The organism is Bacillus sp. LBA3-1-1.1 (genome assembly GCF_040676495.1).
In the GTDB taxonomy this organism is placed as follows: Bacteria; Bacillota; Bacilli; order Bacillales; family Bacillaceae_G; genus Bacillus_A; species Bacillus_A nitratireducens.
In genome coordinates this window covers 1-22,379 of sequence record NZ_JBEGIB010000007.1, presented here as the reverse complement: position 1 = coordinate 22,379, position 22,379 = coordinate 1, and the positions used below count along the sequence as shown (strand labels likewise).

Annotated in this window: 22 protein-coding genes and 1 other annotated feature; of the genes, 15 read left to right on the top strand and 7 right to left on the bottom strand. The window is 37.3% G+C overall.

Translation table 11 applies throughout. The features are described 5' to 3' along the window. Nucleotides 1-98: 98 nt before the first annotated feature. Nucleotides 99-608, top strand: a complete 510-nt coding sequence (locus MRBLBA3_RS07775) for a MogA/MoaB family molybdenum cofactor biosynthesis protein (protein WP_363380578.1) — start codon at nt 99-101, stop codon at nt 606-608. Continuing rightward, nucleotides 605-1,207, top strand: coding sequence for a molybdenum cofactor guanylyltransferase (locus MRBLBA3_RS07770; RefSeq protein ID WP_363380576.1), 603 nt, complete (start codon nt 605-607; stop codon nt 1,205-1,207). The genes MRBLBA3_RS07775 and MRBLBA3_RS07770 overlap by 4 nt, the downstream gene beginning before the upstream one ends. 283 nt (nt 1,208-1,490) lie before the next feature. On the opposite strand, the gene MRBLBA3_RS07765 is transcribed toward MRBLBA3_RS07770, so the two are convergent. From MRBLBA3_RS07765 to MRBLBA3_RS07755, 3 genes are all read right to left on the bottom strand, one after another. Next, nucleotides 1,491-2,633: a glycosyltransferase family 4 protein gene (locus tag MRBLBA3_RS07765; RefSeq protein WP_363380573.1), complete on the bottom strand. Its 1,143-nt coding sequence runs from the start codon at nt 2,631-2,633 to the stop codon at nt 1,491-1,493. 12 nt (nt 2,634-2,645) lie between these two features. Beyond that, nucleotides 2,646-3,179 (bottom strand): phosphatase PAP2 family protein, encoded by a 534-nt coding sequence (locus MRBLBA3_RS07760; protein ID WP_363380571.1) that lies wholly within the window; start codon nt 3,177-3,179, stop codon nt 2,646-2,648. Between the two features lie 145 nt (nt 3,180-3,324). Beyond that, nucleotides 3,325-3,837 carry a gamma carbonic anhydrase family protein gene (locus MRBLBA3_RS07755; RefSeq protein ID WP_363380568.1) on the bottom strand — a complete coding sequence of 171 codons (513 nt, stop codon included), beginning with the start codon at nt 3,835-3,837 and terminating at the stop codon, nt 3,325-3,327. 74 nt (nt 3,838-3,911) lie between these two features. Here MRBLBA3_RS07755 and MRBLBA3_RS07750 point away from each other — a divergent pair, with 74 nt between their 5' ends. Both MRBLBA3_RS07750 and MRBLBA3_RS07745 read left to right on the top strand, forming a co-directional pair. Next, a complete protein-coding gene (locus MRBLBA3_RS07750) occupies nt 3,912-4,715 on the top strand; it encodes an alpha/beta hydrolase (RefSeq protein ID WP_363380565.1) in 804 nt (267 codons plus the stop codon). A 40-nt stretch (nt 4,716-4,755) separates the two neighbouring features. Beyond that, nucleotides 4,756-5,820: a tetraprenyl-beta-curcumene synthase family protein gene (locus MRBLBA3_RS07745; protein ID WP_363380562.1), complete on the top strand. Its 1,065-nt coding sequence runs from the start codon at nt 4,756-4,758 to the stop codon at nt 5,818-5,820. Between the two features lie 233 nt (nt 5,821-6,053). On the opposite strand, the gene MRBLBA3_RS07740 is transcribed toward MRBLBA3_RS07745, so the two are convergent. From MRBLBA3_RS07740 to MRBLBA3_RS07725, 4 genes are all read right to left on the bottom strand, one after another. Then, complete coding sequence (locus MRBLBA3_RS07740; protein WP_363380559.1) at nt 6,054-7,355, bottom strand: PepSY-associated TM helix domain-containing protein; 1,302 nt, start codon at nt 7,353-7,355, stop codon at nt 6,054-6,056. Nucleotides 7,356-7,511: 156 nt separating this feature from the next. Further along, nucleotides 7,512-8,186, bottom strand: coding sequence for an aspartate/glutamate racemase family protein (locus tag MRBLBA3_RS07735; RefSeq protein WP_363380556.1), 675 nt, complete (start codon nt 8,184-8,186; stop codon nt 7,512-7,514). A gap of 178 nt (nt 8,187-8,364) precedes the next feature. Then, nucleotides 8,365-8,937: a class I SAM-dependent methyltransferase gene (locus MRBLBA3_RS07730; RefSeq protein WP_363380553.1), complete on the bottom strand. Its 573-nt coding sequence runs from the start codon at nt 8,935-8,937 to the stop codon at nt 8,365-8,367. Continuing rightward, entirely contained in the window at nt 8,934-9,893 is a 960-nt protein-coding gene (locus MRBLBA3_RS07725; protein ID WP_363380550.1) for a TIGR01212 family radical SAM protein, read from the bottom strand. The genes MRBLBA3_RS07730 and MRBLBA3_RS07725 overlap by 4 nt, the downstream gene beginning before the upstream one ends. A gap of 111 nt (nt 9,894-10,004) precedes the next feature. On the opposite strand from MRBLBA3_RS07725, the gene MRBLBA3_RS07720 reads away from it, so the two are divergent. From MRBLBA3_RS07720 to MRBLBA3_RS07670, 11 genes are all read left to right on the top strand, one after another. After that, a complete protein-coding gene (locus MRBLBA3_RS07720) occupies nt 10,005-10,268 on the top strand; it encodes a YtzC family protein (RefSeq protein ID WP_000840869.1) in 264 nt (87 codons plus the stop codon). Nucleotides 10,269-10,283: 15 nt separating this feature from the next. Then, nucleotides 10,284-10,433: a hypothetical protein gene (locus MRBLBA3_RS07715; protein WP_001129345.1), complete on the top strand. Its 150-nt coding sequence runs from the start codon at nt 10,284-10,286 to the stop codon at nt 10,431-10,433. A gap of 198 nt (nt 10,434-10,631) precedes the next feature. Then, nucleotides 10,632-11,654 (top strand): DUF418 domain-containing protein, encoded by a 1,023-nt coding sequence (locus tag MRBLBA3_RS07710; protein WP_363380546.1) that lies wholly within the window; start codon nt 10,632-10,634, stop codon nt 11,652-11,654. Between the two features lie 251 nt (nt 11,655-11,905). Beyond that, on the top strand, nt 11,906-12,667 hold the full coding sequence (locus MRBLBA3_RS07705; protein ID WP_363380543.1) for an ABC transporter ATP-binding protein: 762 nt from the start codon (nt 11,906-11,908) through the stop codon (nt 12,665-12,667). Between the two features lie 17 nt (nt 12,668-12,684). Continuing rightward, nucleotides 12,685-14,544, top strand: a complete 1,860-nt coding sequence (locus MRBLBA3_RS07700) for an ABC transporter permease (RefSeq protein WP_363380540.1) — start codon at nt 12,685-12,687, stop codon at nt 14,542-14,544. A 354-nt stretch (nt 14,545-14,898) separates the two neighbouring features. Further along, a complete protein-coding gene (locus MRBLBA3_RS07695) occupies nt 14,899-15,465 on the top strand; it encodes a tyrosine-type recombinase/integrase (RefSeq protein ID WP_328021019.1) in 567 nt (188 codons plus the stop codon). Between the two features lie 41 nt (nt 15,466-15,506). Beyond that, on the top strand, nt 15,507-16,004 hold the full coding sequence (locus tag MRBLBA3_RS07690) for a cation:proton antiporter regulatory subunit (RefSeq protein ID WP_001026049.1): 498 nt from the start codon (nt 15,507-15,509) through the stop codon (nt 16,002-16,004). Nucleotides 16,005-16,007: 3 nt separating this feature from the next. Then, nucleotides 16,008-17,231 carry a cation:proton antiporter gene (locus MRBLBA3_RS07685; protein WP_363380536.1) on the top strand — a complete coding sequence of 408 codons (1,224 nt, stop codon included), beginning with the start codon at nt 16,008-16,010 and terminating at the stop codon, nt 17,229-17,231. Between the two features lie 186 nt (nt 17,232-17,417). Then, nucleotides 17,418-18,611, top strand: coding sequence for an MDR family MFS transporter (locus MRBLBA3_RS07680; RefSeq protein WP_097808258.1), 1,194 nt, complete (start codon nt 17,418-17,420; stop codon nt 18,609-18,611). A 187-nt stretch (nt 18,612-18,798) separates the two neighbouring features. Continuing rightward, nucleotides 18,799-19,017 (top strand) — a binding site (T-box leader). Nucleotides 19,018-19,082: 65 nt separating this feature from the next. After that, nucleotides 19,083-21,491, top strand: a complete 2,409-nt coding sequence (leuS, locus tag MRBLBA3_RS07675) for a leucine--tRNA ligase (RefSeq protein ID WP_363380533.1) — start codon at nt 19,083-19,085, stop codon at nt 21,489-21,491. Nucleotides 21,492-21,679: 188 nt separating this feature from the next. After that, the coding region (locus MRBLBA3_RS07670; RefSeq protein WP_363380530.1) for a VrrB protein at nt 21,680-22,379 on the top strand (700 nt) is incomplete at its 3' end.

Sequence of the window (22,379 nt, the reverse complement as noted above, 5' to 3'; positions counted from 1 at the left end):
TATGGGTAAATATACTTATAGTGTATCATGATAAATTCGTTAATTCATACATAATTTTACAAAAAATATATACGATAAAAAGAAAGGAAAGATGAAGAATGAGTGTAATGGAACATAAGAAACAAGCACCGAAAGAAGTACGTTGTAAGATTGTAACGATCTCAGATACGCGTACGGAAGAGACGGATAAGAGCGGACAACTATTACATGAATTGTTAAAAGAAGCAGGTCATACAGTGACCTCTTATGAAATTGTGAAAGATGATAAAGAAAGTATTCAGCAGGCTGTGTTAGCTGGTTATCATAGGGAAGATGTTGATGTCGTACTAACCAATGGCGGAACTGGTATTACGAAACGTGATGTAACGATTGAGGCAGTGTCAGTGTTATTAGATAAAGAAATTGTTGGATTTGGTGAGTTGTTCCGTATGATAAGTTACTTAGAAGATATCGGAAGTAGTGCGATGTTAAGTAGGGCAATCGGCGGTACAATCGGGCGTAAAGTTGTCTTTTCGATGCCAGGATCTAGCGGGGCGGTTCGTCTTGCGATGAACAAGTTAATTTTACCGGAATTAGGTCATATTACATTTGAGCTGCATCGCCAATGAGTAAGCACACTGGAATTGTATTGGCAGGAGGTATGTCGAGCCGATTCGGAGAACCGAAAGCATTAGCTATTTGGAAGGGAACTACTTTTGTAGAGCATATTGTGAAAGTAATGGAAAGTATTTTGCAAGATGTTGTTGTTATTAGTCATACTGATATAAAAGAGCGAGTAGAACGATTAGTACAAGTTCCTGTTATAGAAGATATGTCGCACTATAAAGGAAATGGGCCGCTTGCCGGCATTATATCAGGAATGGAATACATAGATTCAGATTGGTATATTATCATGCCTTGCGATGCACCGAACGTTTCAAACGAATGGATTACAATTTTATTAGAGCAAACGAGCGATGAGTATGATGCGATTGTGCCTATAATTGAAGGAAGAAAACAACCGTTACTTGCAGCATATCATAGACGTGTAAAAGGTAAAATTGATAAACTGCTTCAGGAAGAAAAAAGGAGTATGGGGCAGCTTTTAATACAATGTAATGTAAAATATGTTGCTGGAGAAGAAGTACAAGCGAATACAGCATGGTTTATGAATGTGAATACGAAAGACGAATATGTGCAGGCTCAAAAAGACCTTTCAAATGAATGAAAGGTTTTTTTGATATACAGAAATTGGGGAACAATTGCTGTATATAGGTATGTGAGTAAGTAGATTTTAAGGGGAATCTCTTAAAATCTTTATACAGTAAAAATACTGTATAACCATATATTAATTTTTATGGGTTTTTATTACAAGTCTGTTTAGTTATGTTTATTTTTGCTATAATAAATATAGAAATAAAGTGATATTTAATCTTATGTATCATTTATTAAACTAAAATTTGTGTTCGTGTAATAAACTCCCTTCATTTTTTTGAAGGGAGTTTTTGTGTTTAAGCGAGTAATTCTGATGCGGTGTGCTGAAGGACTTCTTCATATTGATTAAGTAAGCCATGAAAGATCTCATCCCAGCTTTTTGATTTCGCATAAGACGAAGCTGCTATTCCCATCTGTATAAGTTTTTCTTCATTTTGTAATAAAGAATAAATGGATGATAGAAATGTATCCGCATCTTTTGGCGGACAAAGAACTCCCGTTTTTCCATCTGTAATAATATTTTTAACGCCGCCACTATTTGCACCAATGACAGGGGTACCACATGCAAGTGATTCAAGTACGACATTTCCAAACGTTTCAGTAGCTGATGGAAATACCATTATGTTAGAACAAGCATATGCTTCAGCTAAATCTTCACCTTGTAAATAGCCAGTAAAAGTGACATTTGTTTTCGGAACAGCTTCACACAAGTTTGCTGCTAGAGGACCATCTCCAGCGATGAGCCAATGAATATCGTTTCGAGTATGCGTTGATTTAACGATAAGGTCTTGCAACGTATCAATATCTTTCTCAGGAGCAATCCGTCCAACGTAGGAAAGAACATACTTCGCTGTAATATTATATTTTTTTCGGAATAGGTCTTTATTGTAAGTGGGATGAAAGAGAGTGCAATCTACACCACGTCCCCAAATATAGAGCTGTTGAAATCCTTTCTTCTTTAATTGATGTAATGTTTCAGAGGAAGGAACAAAATTCTTTTGCATATGACTATGAAACCATTTTAAATAGTTCCAGAGCATATTGGAGAGGAATTCGATTTTGTAATAGCGTAGATAGGCATCGAAATCAGTATGATAAGAACCGACAATTGGAATGTTTAACTTTTTTGCATAATACAATCCACAAAGTCCCATGTTGAAAGGTGTGGCAATGTGAATCATATCAGGTTTAAAGGTAAGAAGTTCCCGTTTAATGCGCGGAGTAGGAAAAGAAAAACGGCATTCTGGATATAATATTGTTAACGGGATACTTCTCATTTTGTTCACATTTGCTACGAAATTATCTTCAGCGGTATGCTGAGGGGCGAAAACAGAATAGGCGATATTTTCTTTTTGAAAGTAACGTGTTAATCGTTCTAATGTTTTCGCAACCCCATTGACTTGTGGTGTAAAAGTATCGGTAAATATGGCGACTCTCATCATATCGCTCCTTTACGTGAAGAGTGGGATGCATTGATAAAAAGAGATGATGCCAGAGCAAGTGCCGAGGCACATGCCTACAAATACATCTGACGGATAATGAAGCCCTAAATAAATACGGGAAATACCGACGCATAGCGCTAGCGGTAATAGAAAAGCAAGCAAGTTTGGATTATAGCAAATAAATGGAATGAGGACAGAGAAAACAGCCGTTGTATGTCCGGATGGAAAAGAATGATCTTTTAATGGATGAACTGGATATTTCGCATCCTGAATTGTCAAATAAGGACGTTTTCGTGGATACCATCTTTTTAATATTTGCACTGGAATATGGCTAATTGTTAAAGAAATAGCAGTTGCAATTGCAGCTTGATGCAAATTCCCTGTTGCGAAAATTAAAAAGAAAAGTGTGAGTGCAATGGAGAATGTAGCACCACCGATATGGGTAATATTGCTGAAAAAGATGTTTAATGTTTTTTGATCAAAGTAGCGATTAATTCCTTTGAAAATGTAACATTCTATTTTATATAGTCCACTGACCTTCATGAGATTTTTCCTCCCTCATTTACATATATATGGAGTTATTAACTTCTATTTTAATAAGATTTTATTGAGGGGATAATAAGGTTTTGTAAAGAAAAAGTTAGATTTTTTCATAAAAAAAGCTGCCAATCTTATGGCAGCAGTAAAATTATTTTTGTAATGATTTATAGTACTGACCTTTTTCAACATATTGTGTGCGAATTCGTTCCATGTCTTTACGGTCTTCCTCTGTTAATTCACGAACGACTTTCGCTGGACGGCCGAAAGCTAACGTATTCGGTGGAATTTTCTTTCCTTGTGAAACGAGGCTTCCAGCACCGATAAAGGCTCCTTCACCAATTTCAGCACCATCTAATATAATAGAACCCATTCCAATTAAAGCATCTTTTTTAATATGACAGCTATGTAAAATAACTTGATGCCCAATTGTAACATTGTCTTCTAAAATAAGAGGGTACTGAGGGCTTTGGTGAAGTGTACATTGGTCTTGTACATTTACCCGGTCTCCAATTATTGTTGGTGATACATCGCCGCGTATGACTGTATTAAACCAAATACTTGATTCTTTGCCAATGGAAACATCGCCTGTAATGGTAACATAATCAGCGATAAAAGCACTACTCGCAATTTTCGGATTTTTTTCTTTGTAAGGATATATCATGTAAAGCCTTCCTTTCCTAGAGACTAGTTTTAGTGTATCAAATTATGAGAAAGAGTGAAATGGAGGAGGTCCGTATGTGGAATTATGAAGCAGAGGAAGCGAAAGCTGTAGTCGTTATCGTGCACGGCGCAATGGAATATCACGGACGTTACGAAGCTATAGCGGAAATGTGGAATCATATCGGCTACCACGTCGTGATGGGAGACCTTCCATCACATGGAACGACTTCGAGAAATAGAGGACATATTGATTCATTTGATGAATACATAGAGGAAGTTAAATTATGGGTGAAAGAGGCAAGGAAGTATCGATTACCTATTTTTATATTTGGTCATAGTATGGGTGGTCTTATTGTCATTCGTATGATGCAAGAAACGAAGAGAGAAGATGTAGATGGTATTATTTTAAGTTCACCATGTTTAGGTGTATTAACTGGACCTTCTGCTCCGCTTCGAGCTGCCTCAAAAATATTAAATGTTGTTGCTCCAAAATTGCAATTTGCAACGAATCTTACAGTGGAAATGTCAACTCGTAATCATGAAGTGAGAGATGCGATGGAGAATGATTCATTGTTCTTGCGCAAAGTATCAGTACGTTGGTATAGTGAATTGATTAAGTCTATCGAAATTGCTCATGAGAAAATAGATGATTTTCCAGATGTTCCACTCTTGCTAATGCAGGCGTGTGAGGATAAACTTGTAGATAAAATACGTGTCCGCAAGTGGTTTGATAATGTTAAAATGAGTGATAAGGCTTTTAAAGAATGGCCGAATTGTTATCATGAGTTATTAAATGAGTATGAGCGTGATGAAATTTTGAATTATATTCAGTCATTTACTGAAATGCGTGTCAATAATATAGTAAAAACAAACAAATAAATCATTATTTGTACATTTAATAGAGGAGATGAAGGAAGAAGTGAACGTACCGAGTAATCCCATAACGCTCATGGCGAAAGTATACCGTGATGTGTTTCCGGTTGTACACCATGAGCTAGCGATGTGGAAAGAGCGTGCCTACCATATTCCGAATGATGAGCTTCATAGTCAGGCAATCGCAAGTATTGAGAATAAAACGTTTCATTGCGAGGGCGGTGGTATTTTAGCACTGTTAGCAAATGAGCACCGAGAGGAATGTATTCGTTTTATTGTAGCGTATCAAACGATTAGCGATTACTTAGATAATTTATGTGACCGTAGTACATCACTTGATCCAAAAGACTTTGCGGCTCTTCATGAGTCGATGATAATGGCATTAAGCCCTGAGGTTGAAGGGGGCGGTAATTATTATCGTTACCGTGATGATCAAGATGATGGTGGTTATTTAGATGAACTTGTTGAAACATGCCAAGATGTTTTAAAGAAAACGAAGCACTATGATAAAATTGCTCCTGTTCTTCATGAACTTGCTTGTTATTATTGTGATTTGCAAATTCATAAACATGTGAAGTTAGAAGAAAGAGAACCACGCTTACAAACATGGTTTGAAGCACATAAAGAAAACTTACCTGAGATGAGTTGGTTTGAATTTTCAGCATGTGCTGGTTCTACGCTTGGAATCTTTTGTCTTGTAGCATATGCATTCCATGATGAATTACATGATGAAGATATTGCGAAAATTAGCCAAGGATATTTCCCTTACGTACAAGGACTTCACATTTTACTTGATTATTTCATCGATCAAGAAGAAGACCGTATAGGCGGAGATTTGAATTTCTGTAGTTATTATGAAAACGAGCAAGCTATATTAGATCGGATGAAACACTTTGTAGAAGAAGCAGAGAAGAGCATTGGTGATTTGCCTCATGCGAAGTTTCATCGTCTCATAAGCCGAGGGTTACTTGGTATTTACTTATCAGACCAAAAAGTATCAGCACAAAAGAATATGCAAAAGATGGCACGGCGCATTGTAAAATACGGAGGGCTTACTTCACGATTCTTCTATTGGAACGGGAAGATGTACCGAAAGAAAATGGCGCAGTGATGAAGGGACTGTCTCAAAAAGTTATTTTGGGATGGTCTTTTCTTATTAAGGGGTTGCACCTATTATCGTGTTTTGTAGTTAAGTCGATATAATAAGAGTTATGTTCGATATAATTCAATTAGCGTCGATATAATGAGAGCTGTGTTCGATATAAATTCATGTACTGTTGTAATATTGCTCTATAATGAAAAAGGGACTGTCCAAAATTGGATTTTTGGACGGTCCCTTTTTTATTATGATCGTATTTTTGAAAATAAGTATATGAGAAGTTCAATTGCGAAAATAACTAAAACAGATAGTCCGAATAAAGGCATGACAGCGCCAAGTATAACCATCATGATAAAGAAAACGAATGTGTTTTTCTTATCTCTTTGCTTAGGAGCTGCTGCTAATTTTCCTTTCGGTTTTCTTGCTAACCACATTTTTACTCCGTAATAAATGAGAAGCAATAAAGATAATGTCGTTAGTAAGCACAATATTTTATTTGGCCATCCGAATAAATGTCCTTCGTGAAGCGGGATACCATAAGTGAACCATTGTGCAAATAAGCCATAATCACGATAGTCCGTTTTTGAAATTAGTTCTCCGCTATATTGATCAAAATAAGCTGTTATTTCTTCATTTGGTGCAACATGCATGCCCGTAATGCCAGAACCGCTCGATTTCGAAACAGTGAATACACCTTTCGGATCAGTCGGTAGTGAGATAACGTATGGCTTCTTTATTTCAATTCCTTTTTGTAATTCATCAACTGAAATTGCTTTTGGCTCATTTGAATTAGATTCAGGAGGAGCTTCTTTTCTTGTTGCCCACGGTAATTCTTTTACCTTCGATTCAGGCGGTGCCATATACAACTTTGGATATCCGAGCGATTCATTCGACGATGCAATTTTATAAATTTGGTTACCCATAAATCCTGACCATGGCAATCCAGATGCGACTAACAAAACGAGAGGAATTGTAAATATAATACCGATAATAGAATGACGTCGTTTTGCCTTTTCTCGCTTATTGGATGCTGGTGTGTTTTTGAATTGGCGTATACTCATATACAACCCAGTCACAATTAAAAAGATTGTCCAGCACGCTGCAAGTTCTACAATATAGTTGACGACAGTACCACCAATTAAAAGAGAACTATGTAATTCCCGCATTATATTGGCAAACGTTTCACTTGCTTTTTGATCGCCGACAATTTGATTATTGCTATCTAAATACACATATTTTTGCATTCCTGTATATTCATTTGCGATTGTAAGCCTAGTATTATAATCCCCATTAAACTCACTAATTTTCGCCACACTATAATGTGGATATTTTTTCTCTGTTAATGAAATAGAATCAGACATCGAAATAGATTCTGTTTGGGCGCTCTTCCCGAAATATAAATCTTTATAGATGAAATCTTCAACTTCTTCCCGAAATAAATACCCAATTCCGCTCAGTGACAAAGTAATAAGAAGCGGCGTAATAAAAAGCCCAGCATAAAAATGCCAACGCCAAAAAATGTAATGAAGCGAACGATTTTGTTTCATACGACAGTTCCCCTAACCTTCCCTATATGAATAAACTACTTATTTAATATAGCGAGATTAAGTGTGATTACTTTGAAAGAATTGTGAAAAAAGTTAAAAGTTTTGGGGGATCTTTATCAAACAAAAAACACATTTCAAAAGGGATGTTTTCTCTGTTTATGAAGATCTCTTTGTATTTGATAGATACATCCTAACAACCGCCTCAGCAAGACATTGAGAAGAATCAACAAAATCCTCACTCACCACCACATTCAAATCGGTACATGCGATAATAGCAGTATCTACTTCGTCTTTTAACTGTAAAACGAGCGCACTCCATAATTTGCGAGCTGCTTCAATTTCTCCGCCTTTAATACAAGTAATAATTTGATTAATCATTTCTTGCCATTGTTCATGATGAATGTACTCTATATTACGTTTTATAATCCCATCTTGGTAAATACCTGCTTGAACAGTCGCTCCTGTTGCGAGAAGAGCGACTCTTTTTGTATTTTCAGGAATTGCTTTTAACGTCTCATCGACTATATTCAAAATCGGAATAGTAATAGAACGCTGTAATTCCTCGAAATAAAGATGCGCTGTATTACATGGCATTGCGATGAAATCTACATCAGTACTTTCAAGTTTTTGTGCCCCTTCAATAATGGCTTTTTTCATCGCCGCATGATCAATAGGGCGATCCATATAAAACGGTGTTGGGCACGAATAAATCATCATATGAGGAAAGTCCATATCATGCTTTGCTCCATATATTGTTTGGCACCCTGCTACAACTGTATCGACGAATGGCCCAGTTGATTTTGGTCCCATTCCTGCTAGTATTCCAATCATTGTTTAGTCCCCTTTAATATTGTATACATCCATTATATAGGAGAATAAGAAAAAGACGTGCAGTGAGCGCACGTCTTTTTTGTTATGTTGTGTCGAATCGTCGATATATCTGAAAAATCGTGGATATAATTATCCAGCTATTTGCCGGACAGTAAACCCCACTGATTAAAGTTTCACTTTATCGCTTCTCAATCGCCACAATAAATGGCGGGTTATTTTGCTGGTTAATGAAGCCGTATCGCAAAACGTGAGCTTGTTTTTGATCTAGTTCTTCTGCAAATTTGAGAACAGCGTCGCGTTCTACTTGTCCTTCTGGATGTCCGTGATAAATAACAAGGACGATGATACCTTCAGGTGCCATTATTTCTAGTAGTTGTTCGATCGCCGAGATTGTTGAGTTCGGTTTTGTGACGATATGCTTGTCACCGCCAGGAAGGTAACCTAAGTTGAAGATTGCGCCTGTTACTTTTCCTGTTGCATCTTCTGGTAGTACGGATAAGAGTGTGTCATGACTATCATGAACTAAAACAGTACGTTCGAAAAGTTCTTTTTCTTTCAGGCGGATAGTAGAGCTTTCGATTGCTTCTTTTTGAATATCAAATCCAAATACTTTTCCGTTATCCCCAACGATTTCAGCTAGGAAGCAAGTGTCATGTCCATTGCCAAGCGTTGCATCTACTGCGTAATCGCCTTCTTTAACAGCCGTTTGCAGTAGTGTGCGTGCAAACGGTAATACACGTTCTAATTTCATTTTTGTTTCTCCTCATTTGCATATTTTCCTTGCCAGCTTCCGCGGCGTACAAATTCTGCATCGATGGAATTTAATACTTCCCATTTATTTAAGCTCCACATTGGACCGATCATTAAATCAGGTGGACCGTCACCTGTGATGCGGTGCACAATTACGTCTTCTGGAATAATTTCAAGTTGGTCGACAACAAGACTTACGTAATCTTCAAGAGATAGGAATTCTAATTGTCCTTTTTCATATTGCTTCACCATTGGCGTTCCTTTTAACAAATGAAGTAAATGAATTTTAATTCCTTGTACGTCAAGTTTTACAACTTCACGAGTTGTTTCCATCATCATGTCGTAATCTTCAAGTGGAAGACCGTTAATAATATGAGAGCAAACTCTAATGCCATGCTTACGTAATTTATTCACACCTTCCACATAAGATGGATAATCGTGAGCGCGATTAATAAGATTTGCAGTACGTTCATGAACAGTTTGTAGTCCGAGTTCAACCCAAAGGTATGTGCGTTTATTTAAGTCCGCTAAATATTCAACAACATCGTCTGGTAAACAATCCGGACGAGTGGCAATAGAAAGACCGACAACGTCTTTTTCTGCTAGAAGCGGTTCGAATTTTTCTTTTAATACTTCAAGTGGCGCATGTGTATTTGTGTATGCCTGGAAATAAGCGATACATTTTCCATCTTTCCACTTTGAGCGCATTTTTTCTTTCATTTCATGATATTGCGTTATAACATCATCGCGGCGATCGCCAGCGAAGTCACCAGATCCAGCAGCACTGCAAAACGTGCAGCCACCGTAAGCAACTGTACCGTCACGGTTCGGGCAATCAAAGCCAGCATCTAATGAAACTTTAAAGATTTTTTCACCAAATTCATTTCGTAAGTGATAATTCCATGTATGATAACGTTTATTGTCGTTTGTATATGGAAAAGGGTTTTGAACCTTCATTACTTTCCCTCCTAAGACGAGTCAAAATGAAACAAAATCCATTATAACATACTCATAAGGTTGAGATGGAAGGGACACACTAAAGGGGAATTGAAGCAAGGAGGGACAATTATGGCAGAGCGTCAATCACTTGAATCGTATATTACACAAGCGGAACAAGCGGTGGAATATGCGAAAGAACAATTAGACCAAGGCATGAGACAAGAGCATTACAATACGATGGAGTATTCGGATGCTCAGTTGCAATTAGAGCAAGCATATAACGATTTACAAACGATGCAACAACATGCGAATGATGAGCAACGCGAACAGTTAAATAGAGCACGTATGGCAATTCGCCAACTGCAACATCAGATGATTATTACACCGCACTAATAAGGAGTGAATGTAATGGCGAAACGTTCAGATCAAAATAATCCAGAGCAAAAAACGCAAAATGGACATAACGCTGAGTTTTCAAATGAACTTGATCCAGTTGTGCAAGTGAAACAGCGTAATAGTAAAAAGGGACAACCTCAAAGATCAAAGCAATCAGAGTAAACCAGGTCGCAATATGACCTGGTTTTATTTTGCATCGGAAACGGCTGAGAAATGCGGGATGAACAACTCACATACCGATTAAAGTTTCATTTTACTATATGACAATAATGTGAGATTTATGTAAGGTTTGTCGATAGTTGTAAGCTTACTTTTCCAGTAGAGTAAGGGAGGATTTAATTTTGGACAAGGAGTTGCATTATGGGGAACAATATTACGAACAAACGAATTGATGAGTTAGATTACATTCGTGGCTTCGCATTACTGGGGATTATTTTAGTAAATATTCTTGCACTACTGAATATTAAAGTTCCAGATCCTAATACAGTGGATGCAAGTTATCAAAGGTTTCTATACTTATTTGTAGAAGGTCGTTTCTTCTCAATCTTTTCATTCTTATTTGGAGTAGGATTCTATATCTTCATTACAAGAGCAATTGCGAAAGGGAAGAATGGATATGTTCTATTTCTACGCCGCTTAGTTGCACTATTTATTTTTGGTTTGATTCATCAAATGTTTCAGCCTGGAGAAGCACTAGCGTTATACGCAATTTGTGGATTAGTCACTTTACCATTTTATAAAGTGAAGAAGCAAATAAATTTAGTAATCGGTCTTATTCTTACGATAGCTTTTAGTATTATGGCAGCTAAGGAATTATTACCATTAGGTTTAATTTTATTAGGTCTTGCTGCAGGACAGTACAAAGTATTTGAAAATCTTTCAGCGAAAATAAAACAAGTCGCTATTTTTACAGGCGTTATGTTTGTTTTAAGTGTGGTAGCTTTATGGTATCAATATGGGCATGTTCCTGCTGAACCATTTGTAAATATGATAATTATGAATGAGGATGGAACAATGGATGCTGCAGGTCAATTCTTAAAAATTGGTGTTACAGTTGGATCAATTATTTCAGCTTTCTATGTCGGAGCATTAATTTTATTACTTCAGTTAAAACCGATTCAAACATTGTTAGCACCACTGAAATACTATGGTCGCATGGCTTTAACAAATTATATTGGACAAACTGCAATGATTTTAATTGCAGGCAGTGTATTTAACTTTGCAGGAAACTTAACGTACATGCAGACGTTATATGTATGTATCGCAATTTATGCAATTCAAATTGTGTTTAGTGTAATTTGGATGAAAGTCTTTAAAATGGGTCCACTAGAATGGATTTGGCGTGTTATTACGTACTGGACGGTAACACCTTTAAAGAAATAAAGAGAGAAGTAGGCTGTTCCTTTTGTGGAACAGCCTATTTTTATTGTTATCTTTTTCGGTAAGTCGATATTCCTTTTCTAATCGCCGATAAAATTGGAAGTATCTCCTATGAAAATTCATTTACAACGAACCTTACACTTGCACCTTTTTTATATTACAAAAGTGTAAGGTAAATGTAATGTTAACAAATAGCAGTTCTCCTCCAAAAGGCGCAAAATAGGTAGTGGAAAAACAAGCGTAGGAGGATATATATGACGAAACCAGTTGTAGACGTGAAAAACGTTCAAAAAGTGTACGGTAAAAAAGGTGAGAACCAATCACACGCGTTAAAAGGTGTTTCATTCTCAATTCAAGAGGGTGAGTTTGTCGGAATTATGGGACCATCAGGTTCTGGTAAAACGACATTATTAAATGTAATTTCAACGCTTGATAAAGCAACGGGCGGCGTTGTTGAAATTGCGGGTACGGATATTACGAAAATGAAGCAAGGTGAGCTTTCTGATTTCCGTTCACAAAAGTTAGGATTCATCTTCCAAGACTTTAACTTATTAGAGAACTTATCTATTTATGAAAACATCGCACTTCCACTTTCCCTACAAGGTGTTTCATTACGTAATATTGGACCGAAAGTAGAGAAAGTAGCGGATATGCTAGGGATTACAGAAATTCTTCAAAAGTACCCGTCTGAAGTATCTGGTGGACAAAAGCAGCGTTCAGCAGCAGCGCGTGCATTAGTGCATGAGCCGGCAATTATTTTAGGGGACGAGCCAACAGGAGCTCTTGATTCTAAAAATGCAGCGAGTTTACTTGATGCGATGACAAACTTAAATGAAGAACAAGGCGTATCTATTATGATGGTTACTCATGATCCGTACAGTGCAAGTTACTGTCAGCGTATTTTATTCATTCAAGATGGTGAGTTATATAAAGAAATTCATCGCGGTGGTACGCGTGAAGAGTTTTATAAAGAAATTTTAGATGTGCTTGCGGACTTAGGCACACAAAAAGCGTAAGAAGGGAGGTCTAGGGCATGTTATTTAAACTTTCCATGTCAGGGCTAAAAAGTAAGCTGAAAGATTATATCGTCTTACTTGTTGGTCTTGTCATGTCGATTTCAATTTTTTATATGTTCCAAACGTTAGCACTGAATAAAGCGTTTATCGAATCTAATTCAGTTATTCAATCAATTGGATTCGTATTCCAAGCAGGTTCATTTTTATTAGCTATTATAACGTTCTTCTATATTTTATATGCGAACTCTTTCTTATTATCTCTTCGTCAAAAAGAGTTTGGTATGTATATGATGTTAGGAGCAAAAAAACATAAAGTTACATTACTTATGTTTATTGAAACAATCGTATTAGGTGCTGCATCTCTTGCAATCGGAATTGCAGTTGGTGTAGGACTTGCAGAAGGTATCGGTCAGTTATTAATGAAGCAATTGGAATTTGCTGGTGAAGGTTATAAAGCATTTTATCTACCATCTATGACTGTTACTTGCATTTTCTTCTTCGCACTATTTGTATTATCGGCAATTATGAACAGTATTAAATTATCACGTATTTCTGTACTGCAACTTGTACATGCGGATGCACAAACAGAGCGTGTTGTGGTAAAAGGAAAAATGACAGGTGTCGTTGCAATCCTTGCTGTTATTTTATTAGGAATTGGCTATGCATCAATGATTTACATGGAAAAACTAAGAGAAATGGGAATCCTTATTGCATTAATTACAACAACAGCTGGTACTTACATGCTATTTGGATCACTTCTTCCAGTCATTATTAAAAAGTTAAAGAGTAATAAAAAGCGTAGTGAAAAAGGACTTAATGCTTTTACTTTTGCACAATTAAATTTCCGTATTAATAGTTTAACGAAAGTACTTGCAACGGTAGCGATGTTAGTTGCTCTTGGAGCGGGTGCAATTTCAGGTGGTATGGCGTTTAAAAATAACGTTATAAAAATGGTTGATGGTTTAGTAATATATGATTCAGTTATTCATAACCCAACAGCTGAAGAAAAGAAAATTTTAGATGGTATTACATTTAAAGAGAGAAATGAATATCGTTACAAAGTGGATAATAAATACGTTTATTATGTAAAAGAAGATTTAGAGAAAAATCCTCCTTTCGTACAAGATACAAAACAGATGGAAAGTATGAAGGATTTAGGAAAAACAAAGAAAGTTTCAGAGGAACTGCCAGTAGGTGCAGTTTCTAGAGAAATGAATGAAAAAGATGCGAGCGCTAAAGAACTTCCAGAAGAATGGAACGAGGCTTTCAGAACAATTCAGCCATTTTATCTATATGAAGATCATGCAATTAAAATTGTAGATCAGAAAATGTACGATACTGTAAATGGTAAAGAAGGAATCGTAGTTACTGGAAAAACAGACGATTTTGTAGCATACACAAAAGAATGGAAAAAACTTGATGAGTTGCAGCTAGTTAAATATAAAAATGTAAAAGCTGAAAGATTAGATAGTAAATATCAATCTTACAATGGATTCTACGGCATTGCGAGTGGAACAGTATTTATGGGATTCTTCCTTGGAATTGCGTTTTTAGCAATGATGGCAAGTTGTTTAATGTTTAAAATTCTTTCTGGTGCATCAAAAGATATTACGCGTTATCAAATGCTTCGTAAAATCGGTGTGCGCCGTGAGTTATTAACGAAATCGATTTATAAAGAGTTATTTTTAGTATTCTTATTCCCGGCAATTGTGGGTATCGCTCACGTATTAGTTGGTATGAATATTTTCGGATTTATTTTAATGGATCCTTACTTCCGTATTTGGGTACCAATCGTAATTTTCGTAGTTATTTATGCGATTTATTACTTCATTACAGTTCAATTGTATAAAGGAATTGTTCTTCCGAAAGAAGATTAATACGTAAAAAGCCGAGTGAAAGCACTCGGCTTTTTGTATTTTCAGAAAAAAACACTTTAATGTTACTAAAATATATAATATAATATAAATAAGTAACGTATTATAAAAGTATCAGCAGCTAGAAAATGAAAGGAGGAATCCAATCTGTAGAAAGAAGCTGAATCTTTATCCCCCCATTTCTTTTTTTACCACAACGTATTTGTACAATCATAAATTTCCACATTAAAAATTGTTAGAATCACAGAAGTATATTGTAAAAATAATGGATAATACATGGAAATCTCATAGCATGATAAGGTAAAATGGACAGGATAATGAGAAAATTACCGTTCATAAGATGAGGAGAAAACATGTATGGAAGTTGTAGAGGCATTAAAAGATATAAACCAAATTGAGGCTATGAAAAAATATTTAAAAGAGCACTCGCAGCGAGATTATCTTTTATTTGTTATTGGAATTAACACTGGATTAAAAATTACTGAACTATTGAGTATTAAATTTGAAGATATATTAAATGAAGATGGAACTGTTAAAGAGTTTTATTCTCTCCCTGTGAAAGATGAAAAGTTTAAACAAGATATTTATTTAAATACAAAGGTAAAAGAGGCGCTTTTAGCGTACGTACAATCTTTTGATATTCAAAGAGAAAACTACGTATTTCAATCTAACAAAACAACAAATTCAATCTCACGCCAACAAGCGTATCGTGTTATCCATAGCGCAGCTGAAGCGGTCGGAATACTTGGTAAGATTGGAACGAACTCAATGCGAAAAACATTTGGATTTCATGCATATAAAAGAGGAATAGCAATCGCACTGTTGCAAAAACATTTTCATCACGCGACTCCGTCAGAAACGTTAAAGTATTTAGGGATATCAAAAGATGAGAAATTTAAAACAGAGATTGATGTAGATTTGTAAAAGGAAAGAGCCGTAACTAAAAAATTTTAGGAGGCGGGAATATGAATATTAGAGAGAGTGAACTACCGGGCATTGGATGTAAATTTGAAGTGATAACAAAGGGTAATGAAAAAATGGTTATTGTTATTCACGATGATGGACGAAGGGAAATGTATCATTTTGATGCGGATCATGATGAGAGTATTTCAAGCATTTCTCTTCGCGATTCTGAGGCGAGACAAATTGCGGCTATATTAGGCGGGATGGTATATAGACCACAAGCTTTAGACACGATTGAGATGGCTTTTGAAGGATTATCAATTGAATGGTTTAAGGTGGAGAATAACGCACCAGTAGTACAACAAACAATTGGTAGCTTACATGTGCGAAAAACATATAACGTAACAATCATTGCGATTTTGAAAAAGAATATGAAGAAGTTCTTCAATCCAGGTCCAGACTCTGTTATTGAAGCTGGCGATATGCTCGTATTATCGGGTGAAAGACATGAAGTGAAAAGAATTATTAATGAATTGCTTTCAGCAGGAGGTGATTCATAATCGATGGATACTTTAATCTTTGAAGTTGGAACTGCGTTAGTATTAGTAGCTTTTGCAGCTATCCTCGCTGCGAAGTTAAAGTTCTCGATTATTCCGTTTCTCATTATACTCGGTATGTTAGTGGGGCCTCATGCCCCTGATTTGGGACTTATCGATTTAAGGTTTATTGAAAGCGGAGAAGTTATTTCCTTCCTCGGCCGTGTTGGTGTCATATTCCTCCTATTCTATTTAGGCTTAGAATTCTCAATAAAAAAATTAATTAAATCAGGAAAATCAATTGCTTTCGGGGGGACTGTCCACATATCGCTTAATTTCATATTAGGTTTGCTTTATGGATATGTTATGGGCTTCCCCTTATTAGAAACATTAATTATTGCTGGAATCATTACAATTTCATCAAGCGCAATTGTTGCAAAAGTAATTGTTGATTTAAGAAGATCTGGCAATAAAGAGACGGAATTAATATTAGGAATTATTATGTTTGATGATATCTTTTTAGCTGTGTATTTATCAGTTGTTTCAGGGTTAGTACTTGGTGGTGCAACATCATTTGTAGATGCCCTTACATCGGTGTTAATCGCAGTAGGGTATATGCTCCTATTCTTTATAATTGCTAGAAAAGCTACGCCGTTCTTAAATAAAATATTAGATATTTCGTCAAATGAAATTTTTATTATCGTAATATTCGCTATTTTATTCTTTGTAGCAGGATTCTCAGAAACGATTCATGTTGCTGAGGCGATTGGAGCGTTATTGTTAGGACTCGTCTTTTCTGAAACAGAGCATAGTGATCGGATTGAGCATCTCGTCGTCCCATTTCGTGATTTCTTTGGAGCCATATTCTTTTTCAGCTTCGGTTTAAGTATAGATCCGTTTTCTCTTGGAGGAGCAGTGTGGTTGGCATTAGGAGCAGTTTTCATTACTCTTATCGGTAATTTTACAGCTGGAATGATTGCAGGACGTAAAGCCGGGTTATCGCATAAGGCTTCTACGAATATCGGTTTAACACTTGTATCACGCGGAGAGTTCTCAATTATTGTTGCGAATATTGGAATTGCAGGCGGCTTAATGGCAACGATTAAACCGTTCTCGGCTTTGTATGTTTTAATATTGGCATCGTTAGGTCCATTATTAACGAAGGAGTCTGGGAGAATATATTCCTTACTGGATAAAATGTTTAAATGGAGTGCTAAAGAAAGTGCAAAACGTAAAAAAGAAGTTGGGTAATTATACAAGGGAACGATTTCGTTATATATAGATTAAAATGACACAAAGGCGATTAAAAATTTTTCTAATCGCCTTTATGCCATTATCTGAATTTCATCAACTATTAATCAGTTGCCTTCCTATTTAAAAACGACTACAATTTTACTGTTATAGATGAACGAAAAAAATAGAATAGGAGGGGAGACTATGCCAAGGAAAGTATGGCTATTAGTAGCTGGGATGATTATTAATGTCACGGGTGCTTCTTTTTTATGGCCTTTTAATACAATTTATTTGCATGATCACCTAGGAAAATCTTTATCAGTGGCCGGAATGGTATTAATGATCAACTCGCTTACTGGTGTAATCGGAAACTTGCTCGGCGGTGTTTTATTTGATAAATGGGGCGGTTATAAATCAATTTTAGTAGGGATTGTCATTACACTTGTATCGATTTTAGGTCTTGTGTTTTTCCATGGTTGGCCGTTATATGTTGTGTGGCTAGCATTAATTGGCTTTGGTTCTGGAATGGTCTTTCCATCGATGTATGCGATGGTTGGTACGGTTTGGCCAGAGGGCGGAAGACGAGCATTTAATGCGATGTATGTTGGACAAAACGTTGGGATTGCGATCGGAACAGCGTGCGGTGGTTTAGTTGCGTCTTATCGTTTTGATTATATTTTCTTAGCGAACTTTATTTTATACTTTGTTTTCTTCTTAATTGCTTTTATTGGATTCCGAGGTATGGAAGACAAAAAAGAGCCAGGAGTGCAAAAAGAAATCGAAACGAAAAAAGGCTGGTCACTTACACCAGGATTCAAAGCACTTCTTATCGTATGTGTAGCATATGCTTTATGCTGGGTTACATATGTACAGTGGCAAGGGGCAATTGCAACGTATATGCAAGAGTTAAATATTAGTCTTCGTCACTACAGCTTATTATGGACGATAAACGGGGCGATGATTGTTTGTGCCCAGCCGCTTGTTAGTATGCTAATTCGCTGGATGAAGCGTTCTTTAAAACAACAAATTATGATTGGAATTATCATTTTTGCGGCGTCATTCATTGTGTTAAGTCAAGCGCAGCAGTTTACGATGTTCCTCGTTGCGATGGTGACATTAACAATTGGTGAGTTATTCGTATGGCCAGCTGTTCCAACCATTGCAAATATACTTGCGCCGAAAGATAAATTAGGCTTTTATCAAGGTGTTGTAAATAGCGCAGCGACTGTAGGGAAAATGTTCGGACCGGTCGTTGGCGGAGCGATTGTTGATATATACAATATGGAAGTATTGTTTATAGCGATCATGGTAATGCTTGTAGTAGCGATTATAGCAACGAGTATTTATGATAAACGAGTAAAAGTAGAAGAAACAGTTGAAGAAAAAATTGCAGTTTAGTTTGACGGAACATGTAACATGTTTTAGAATATATTTAAATAAAACAACCTTTGGAACAAGGGAGATAGCTCGGCTGTTCTAAGAAGAATTCGTTAGTTATCAAGAGTAGCGAATAACCGAGAAGCCTCCGCTTCAAGTAATCTCTGAAGAGATACTAAGTGGTGGGTAGTTCACTTAACTCATATGTGTAATAACAGTGAGAAGGAGTAGTAGTAATAGAAGCTGGTTTAGAGAGTTGACGGTCGGTGCAAGTCAATCCACGTTTCGTTATGAACTCGCCTTTGAGTTGCAGTTGTGAAATCATTAGTAGCAATTGCCGTTAATCCACGTTACGGATCTAAGCGAATGTATATATTACATTAATTTAGGGTGGTACCGCGGGAATCTATAACCTCTCGTCCCTTTCTAGGGATGAGAGGTTTTTTGTATTTTGGGCGGTGAAAATAAATAGAATTTCAAGGAGGGTATCTCATGAGCTTTAATCATCAAGAAATTGAGAAGAAGTGGCAAGGGCATTGGGAAGAGAATAAAACATTCCGTACGCCAGATGAGACAGAAAAACCAAAATTTTATGCACTAGATATGTTCCCATATCCATCAGGTGCAGGCTTACACGTAGGTCATCCAGAAGGTTATACAGCGACAGATATTTTATCTCGTATGAAGCGTATGCAAGGATATAATGTTCTTCATCCAATGGGATGGGATGCATTCGGTCTTCCAGCAGAGCAATATGCACTTGATACTGGGAACAGCCCGGCTGAATTTACAGAACTTAATATTAATACGTTCCGTAATCAAATTAAAGCATTAGGCTTCTCTTACGATTGGGATCGTGAAGTAAATACAACAGATCCAAACTACTACAAGTGGACACAATGGATCTTCCTAAAACTATTTGAAAAAGGTTTAGCTTACGTTGATGAAGTACCTGTAAACTGGTGCCCAGCACTTGGTACAGTACTTGCAAACGAAGAAATCATTGACGGTAAGAGTGAGCGCGGTGGACATCCAGTTGAGCGTCGTCCGATGAGACAGTGGATGTTAAAAATTACAGCTTATGGAGATCGTCTATTAGAAGATCTAGATGAGCTTGATTGGCCAGAAAGCTTAAAAGACATGCAACGTAACTGGATCGGTCGTTCTGAAGGTGCAGAAGTACACTTCAACATCGACGGTACAGACGAGAAATTCACAGTTTTCACAACGCGTCCTGATACACTATTTGGTGCAACATACTGTGTACTTGCTCCGGAACATGCGCTTGTTGCAGAAATTACAACAGCGGAACAAAAAGAAGCGGTAGAAGCTTACATTAACTCTGTTAAAATGAAGAGTGATTTAGAGCGTACAGAACTTGCGAAAGAGAAAACTGGTGTATTCACTGGTGCTTACGCAGTTAACCCAGTAAACGGTGAGAAATTACCAATTTGGATCGCTGATTATGTTCTTGCAACTTACGGAACAGGTGCTGTAATGGCAGTTCCAGCTCACGATGAGCGTGACTATGAATTCGCATCAGTATTCAATCTTCCAATGAAGGAAGTTGTAAAAGGCGGAGATATTACGAAAGAAGTGTACACAGGTGATGGTGCACACGTAAACTCAGCATTCCTTGATGGTTTAAATAAAGAAGAAGCAATCGCAAAAATGATCGAGTGGCTTGAAGTAACAAGCGCAGGAAATCAAAAAGTAACGTACCGTCTACGTGACTGGTTATTTAGCCGTCAACGTTACTGGGGTGAGCCAATTCCAGTAATCCATTGGGAAGATGGCACAATGACAGCTGTGAAAGAAGAAGAATTACCATTAGTTCTTCCAAAAACAGAAAACATCCGTCCTTCAGGTACAGGTGAATCTCCACTAGCTAACATTGAAGAGTGGGTAAATGTTGTTGATCCTGAGACTGGTAAAAAAGGTCGTCGTGAAACGAATACAATGCCACAATGGGCTGGTAGCTGCTGGTACTACCTACGCTACATCGATCCAAACAACAGCGAAGCACTTGTAGACCCTGAAAAAGTAAAACAATGGCTTCCAGTTGATATTTATATCGGCGGAGCAGAGCACGCAGTACTTCACTTACTATATGCTCGTTTCTGGCATAAAGTATTATATGATATCGGTGTAGTTCCAACGAAAGAACCGTTCCAACAATTATTCAACCAAGGTATGATCTTAGGTGAAAACAACGAGAAAATGAGTAAATCAAAAGGTAACGTTGTAAACCCGGATGATATCGTAGCAAGCCATGGTGCAGATACACTTCGTCTATACGAAATGTTCATGGGACCATTAGATGCTTCAATTGCTTGGTCTGAAAATGGTCTTGACGGAGCTCGTCGCTTCCTAGACCGCGTATGGCGCCTATTCATTCAAGATAACGGTGAATTAAGTGAGAAAATTACTGATGCACCAAACAAAGATCTTGAAAAAGCTTACCACCAAACAGTGAAGAAAGTAACAGAAGACTATGCAGAGCTTCGCTTCAACACAGCGATTTCTCAAATGATGGTATTCATCAACGATGCATACAAAGCTGAAACACTTCCAAAAGAATATGTGGAAGGTTTCGTAAAAATGATTGCACCAGTTGCACCTCACATCGGTGAAGAGCTATGGAGCAAACTTGGATACAGTGAAACAATCACATATGCAAGCTGGCCAACATTTGATGAGTCTAAACTTGTAGAAGATGAAGTTGAAATCGTTGTTCAAATTATGGGCAAAGTTCGCGCAAAACTAACAATGAGTAAAGACGCATCAAAAGAAGAAATGGAACAACTTGCACTTGAGGCAATCAAAGAACAAATTGAAGGGAAAACAGTTCGTAAAGTAATTGTTGTTCCTGGAAAACTTGTTAACGTTGTTGCAAACTAATTAATGCTAAATAAAAGCTCAGAGCGTTTATGCTCTGAGCTTTTTTATGTAAAAAATAATCTCTGGATCACCTTCATCAATGAAGAACGAAGAAAAAGGCGCGGAATTCCCATATAGACAAACACCTATTCTTCTATAAGAAATATGATAAAAAAGGTAGGCTAAATTGAGCAGAAGAGGTGAAAGGAATGAAAGGGATGGACAATAATGCACCGCATGGCTTTTTCGGAGGTGGATCGGATAGTTATGGACAAATGATGTTCATGGGAGGAGATGGCCAACACGGGTATGGTGGAATCCAAAGTTGGATGGGGGGAGCACAAGGAGGATTTCCAACATCAGTAGCTGGAGCACAAACAGGAATTCCGACATTAGTAGGAGGAGCACAAGGAGGAGTGCCTGTAGGTATGCCAACTACATTTCCATCTTTCGTAGGAGGAGCACAAGGAGGAGTACCTGTAGGTATGCCAACTACATCTCCATCTTTCGTAGGAGGAGCACAAGGGGGAGTGCCTGTAGGTATGCCAACTACGTTTCCATCCTTTGTGGGAGGCGTACAAACAGGATTTCCTGTACCTGGCGTTGGTGTTGTAGCTGGTGGAATCGGTGGTTTCCCACAAGGTGTTCACGGTCATCATGTGCACCATGAGCACCACGGTCATCATCAGCACGGTCATCATCAGCACCATGGTCACCATCAACAACAAGTACATCATCAGCACCACGGCCACTATCAACAACAAGTACATCACCACGGTCATCACCAAATTCATCCGCAGGCTGTTCTTTTTCAAACACACCAAGGCCAACACCATCATCAAGGCCAACATCACCACCAAGGCCAACACCATCATCAAGGCCAACATCACCACCAAGGCCAACACCATC

Bases quoted from the DNA above. Each gene is read 5' to 3' on its own strand.
- MRBLBA3_RS07775 (WP_363380578.1), top strand. From the start codon at position 99: ATGAGTGTAATGGAACATAAGAAACAAGCACCGAAAGAAGTACGTTGT.
- MRBLBA3_RS07770 (WP_363380576.1), top strand. From the start codon at position 605: ATGAGTAAGCACACTGGAATTGTATTGGCAGGAGGTATGTCGAGCCGA.
- MRBLBA3_RS07765 (WP_363380573.1), bottom strand. From the start codon at position 2,633: ATGAGAGTCGCCATATTTACCGATACTTTTACACCACAAGTCAATGGG.
- MRBLBA3_RS07760 (WP_363380571.1), bottom strand. From the start codon at position 3,179: ATGAAGGTCAGTGGACTATATAAAATAGAATGTTACATTTTCAAAGGA.
- MRBLBA3_RS07755 (WP_363380568.1), bottom strand. From the start codon at position 3,837: ATGATATATCCTTACAAAGAAAAAAATCCGAAAATTGCGAGTAGTGCT.
- MRBLBA3_RS07750 (WP_363380565.1), top strand. From the start codon at position 3,912: ATGTGGAATTATGAAGCAGAGGAAGCGAAAGCTGTAGTCGTTATCGTG.
- MRBLBA3_RS07740 (WP_363380559.1), bottom strand. From the start codon at position 7,355: ATGAAACAAAATCGTTCGCTTCATTACATTTTTTGGCGTTGGCATTTT.
- MRBLBA3_RS07735 (WP_363380556.1), bottom strand. From the start codon at position 8,186: ATGATTGGAATACTAGCAGGAATGGGACCAAAATCAACTGGGCCATTC.
- MRBLBA3_RS07730 (WP_363380553.1), bottom strand. From the start codon at position 8,937: ATGAAATTAGAACGTGTATTACCGTTTGCACGCACACTACTGCAAACG.
- MRBLBA3_RS07725 (WP_363380550.1), bottom strand. From the start codon at position 9,893: ATGAAGGTTCAAAACCCTTTTCCATATACAAACGACAATAAACGTTAT.
- MRBLBA3_RS07720 (WP_000840869.1), top strand. From the start codon at position 10,005: ATGGCAGAGCGTCAATCACTTGAATCGTATATTACACAAGCGGAACAA.
- MRBLBA3_RS07715 (WP_001129345.1), top strand. From the start codon at position 10,284: ATGGCGAAACGTTCAGATCAAAATAATCCAGAGCAAAAAACGCAAAAT.
- MRBLBA3_RS07710 (WP_363380546.1), top strand. From the start codon at position 10,632: ATGGGGAACAATATTACGAACAAACGAATTGATGAGTTAGATTACATT.
- MRBLBA3_RS07705 (WP_363380543.1), top strand. From the start codon at position 11,906: ATGACGAAACCAGTTGTAGACGTGAAAAACGTTCAAAAAGTGTACGGT.
- MRBLBA3_RS07700 (WP_363380540.1), top strand. From the start codon at position 12,685: ATGTTATTTAAACTTTCCATGTCAGGGCTAAAAAGTAAGCTGAAAGAT.
- MRBLBA3_RS07695 (WP_328021019.1), top strand. From the start codon at position 14,899: ATGGAAGTTGTAGAGGCATTAAAAGATATAAACCAAATTGAGGCTATG.
- MRBLBA3_RS07690 (WP_001026049.1), top strand. From the start codon at position 15,507: ATGAATATTAGAGAGAGTGAACTACCGGGCATTGGATGTAAATTTGAA.
- MRBLBA3_RS07685 (WP_363380536.1), top strand. From the start codon at position 16,008: ATGGATACTTTAATCTTTGAAGTTGGAACTGCGTTAGTATTAGTAGCT.
- MRBLBA3_RS07680 (WP_097808258.1), top strand. From the start codon at position 17,418: ATGCCAAGGAAAGTATGGCTATTAGTAGCTGGGATGATTATTAATGTC.
- leuS (WP_363380533.1), top strand. From the start codon at position 19,083: ATGAGCTTTAATCATCAAGAAATTGAGAAGAAGTGGCAAGGGCATTGG.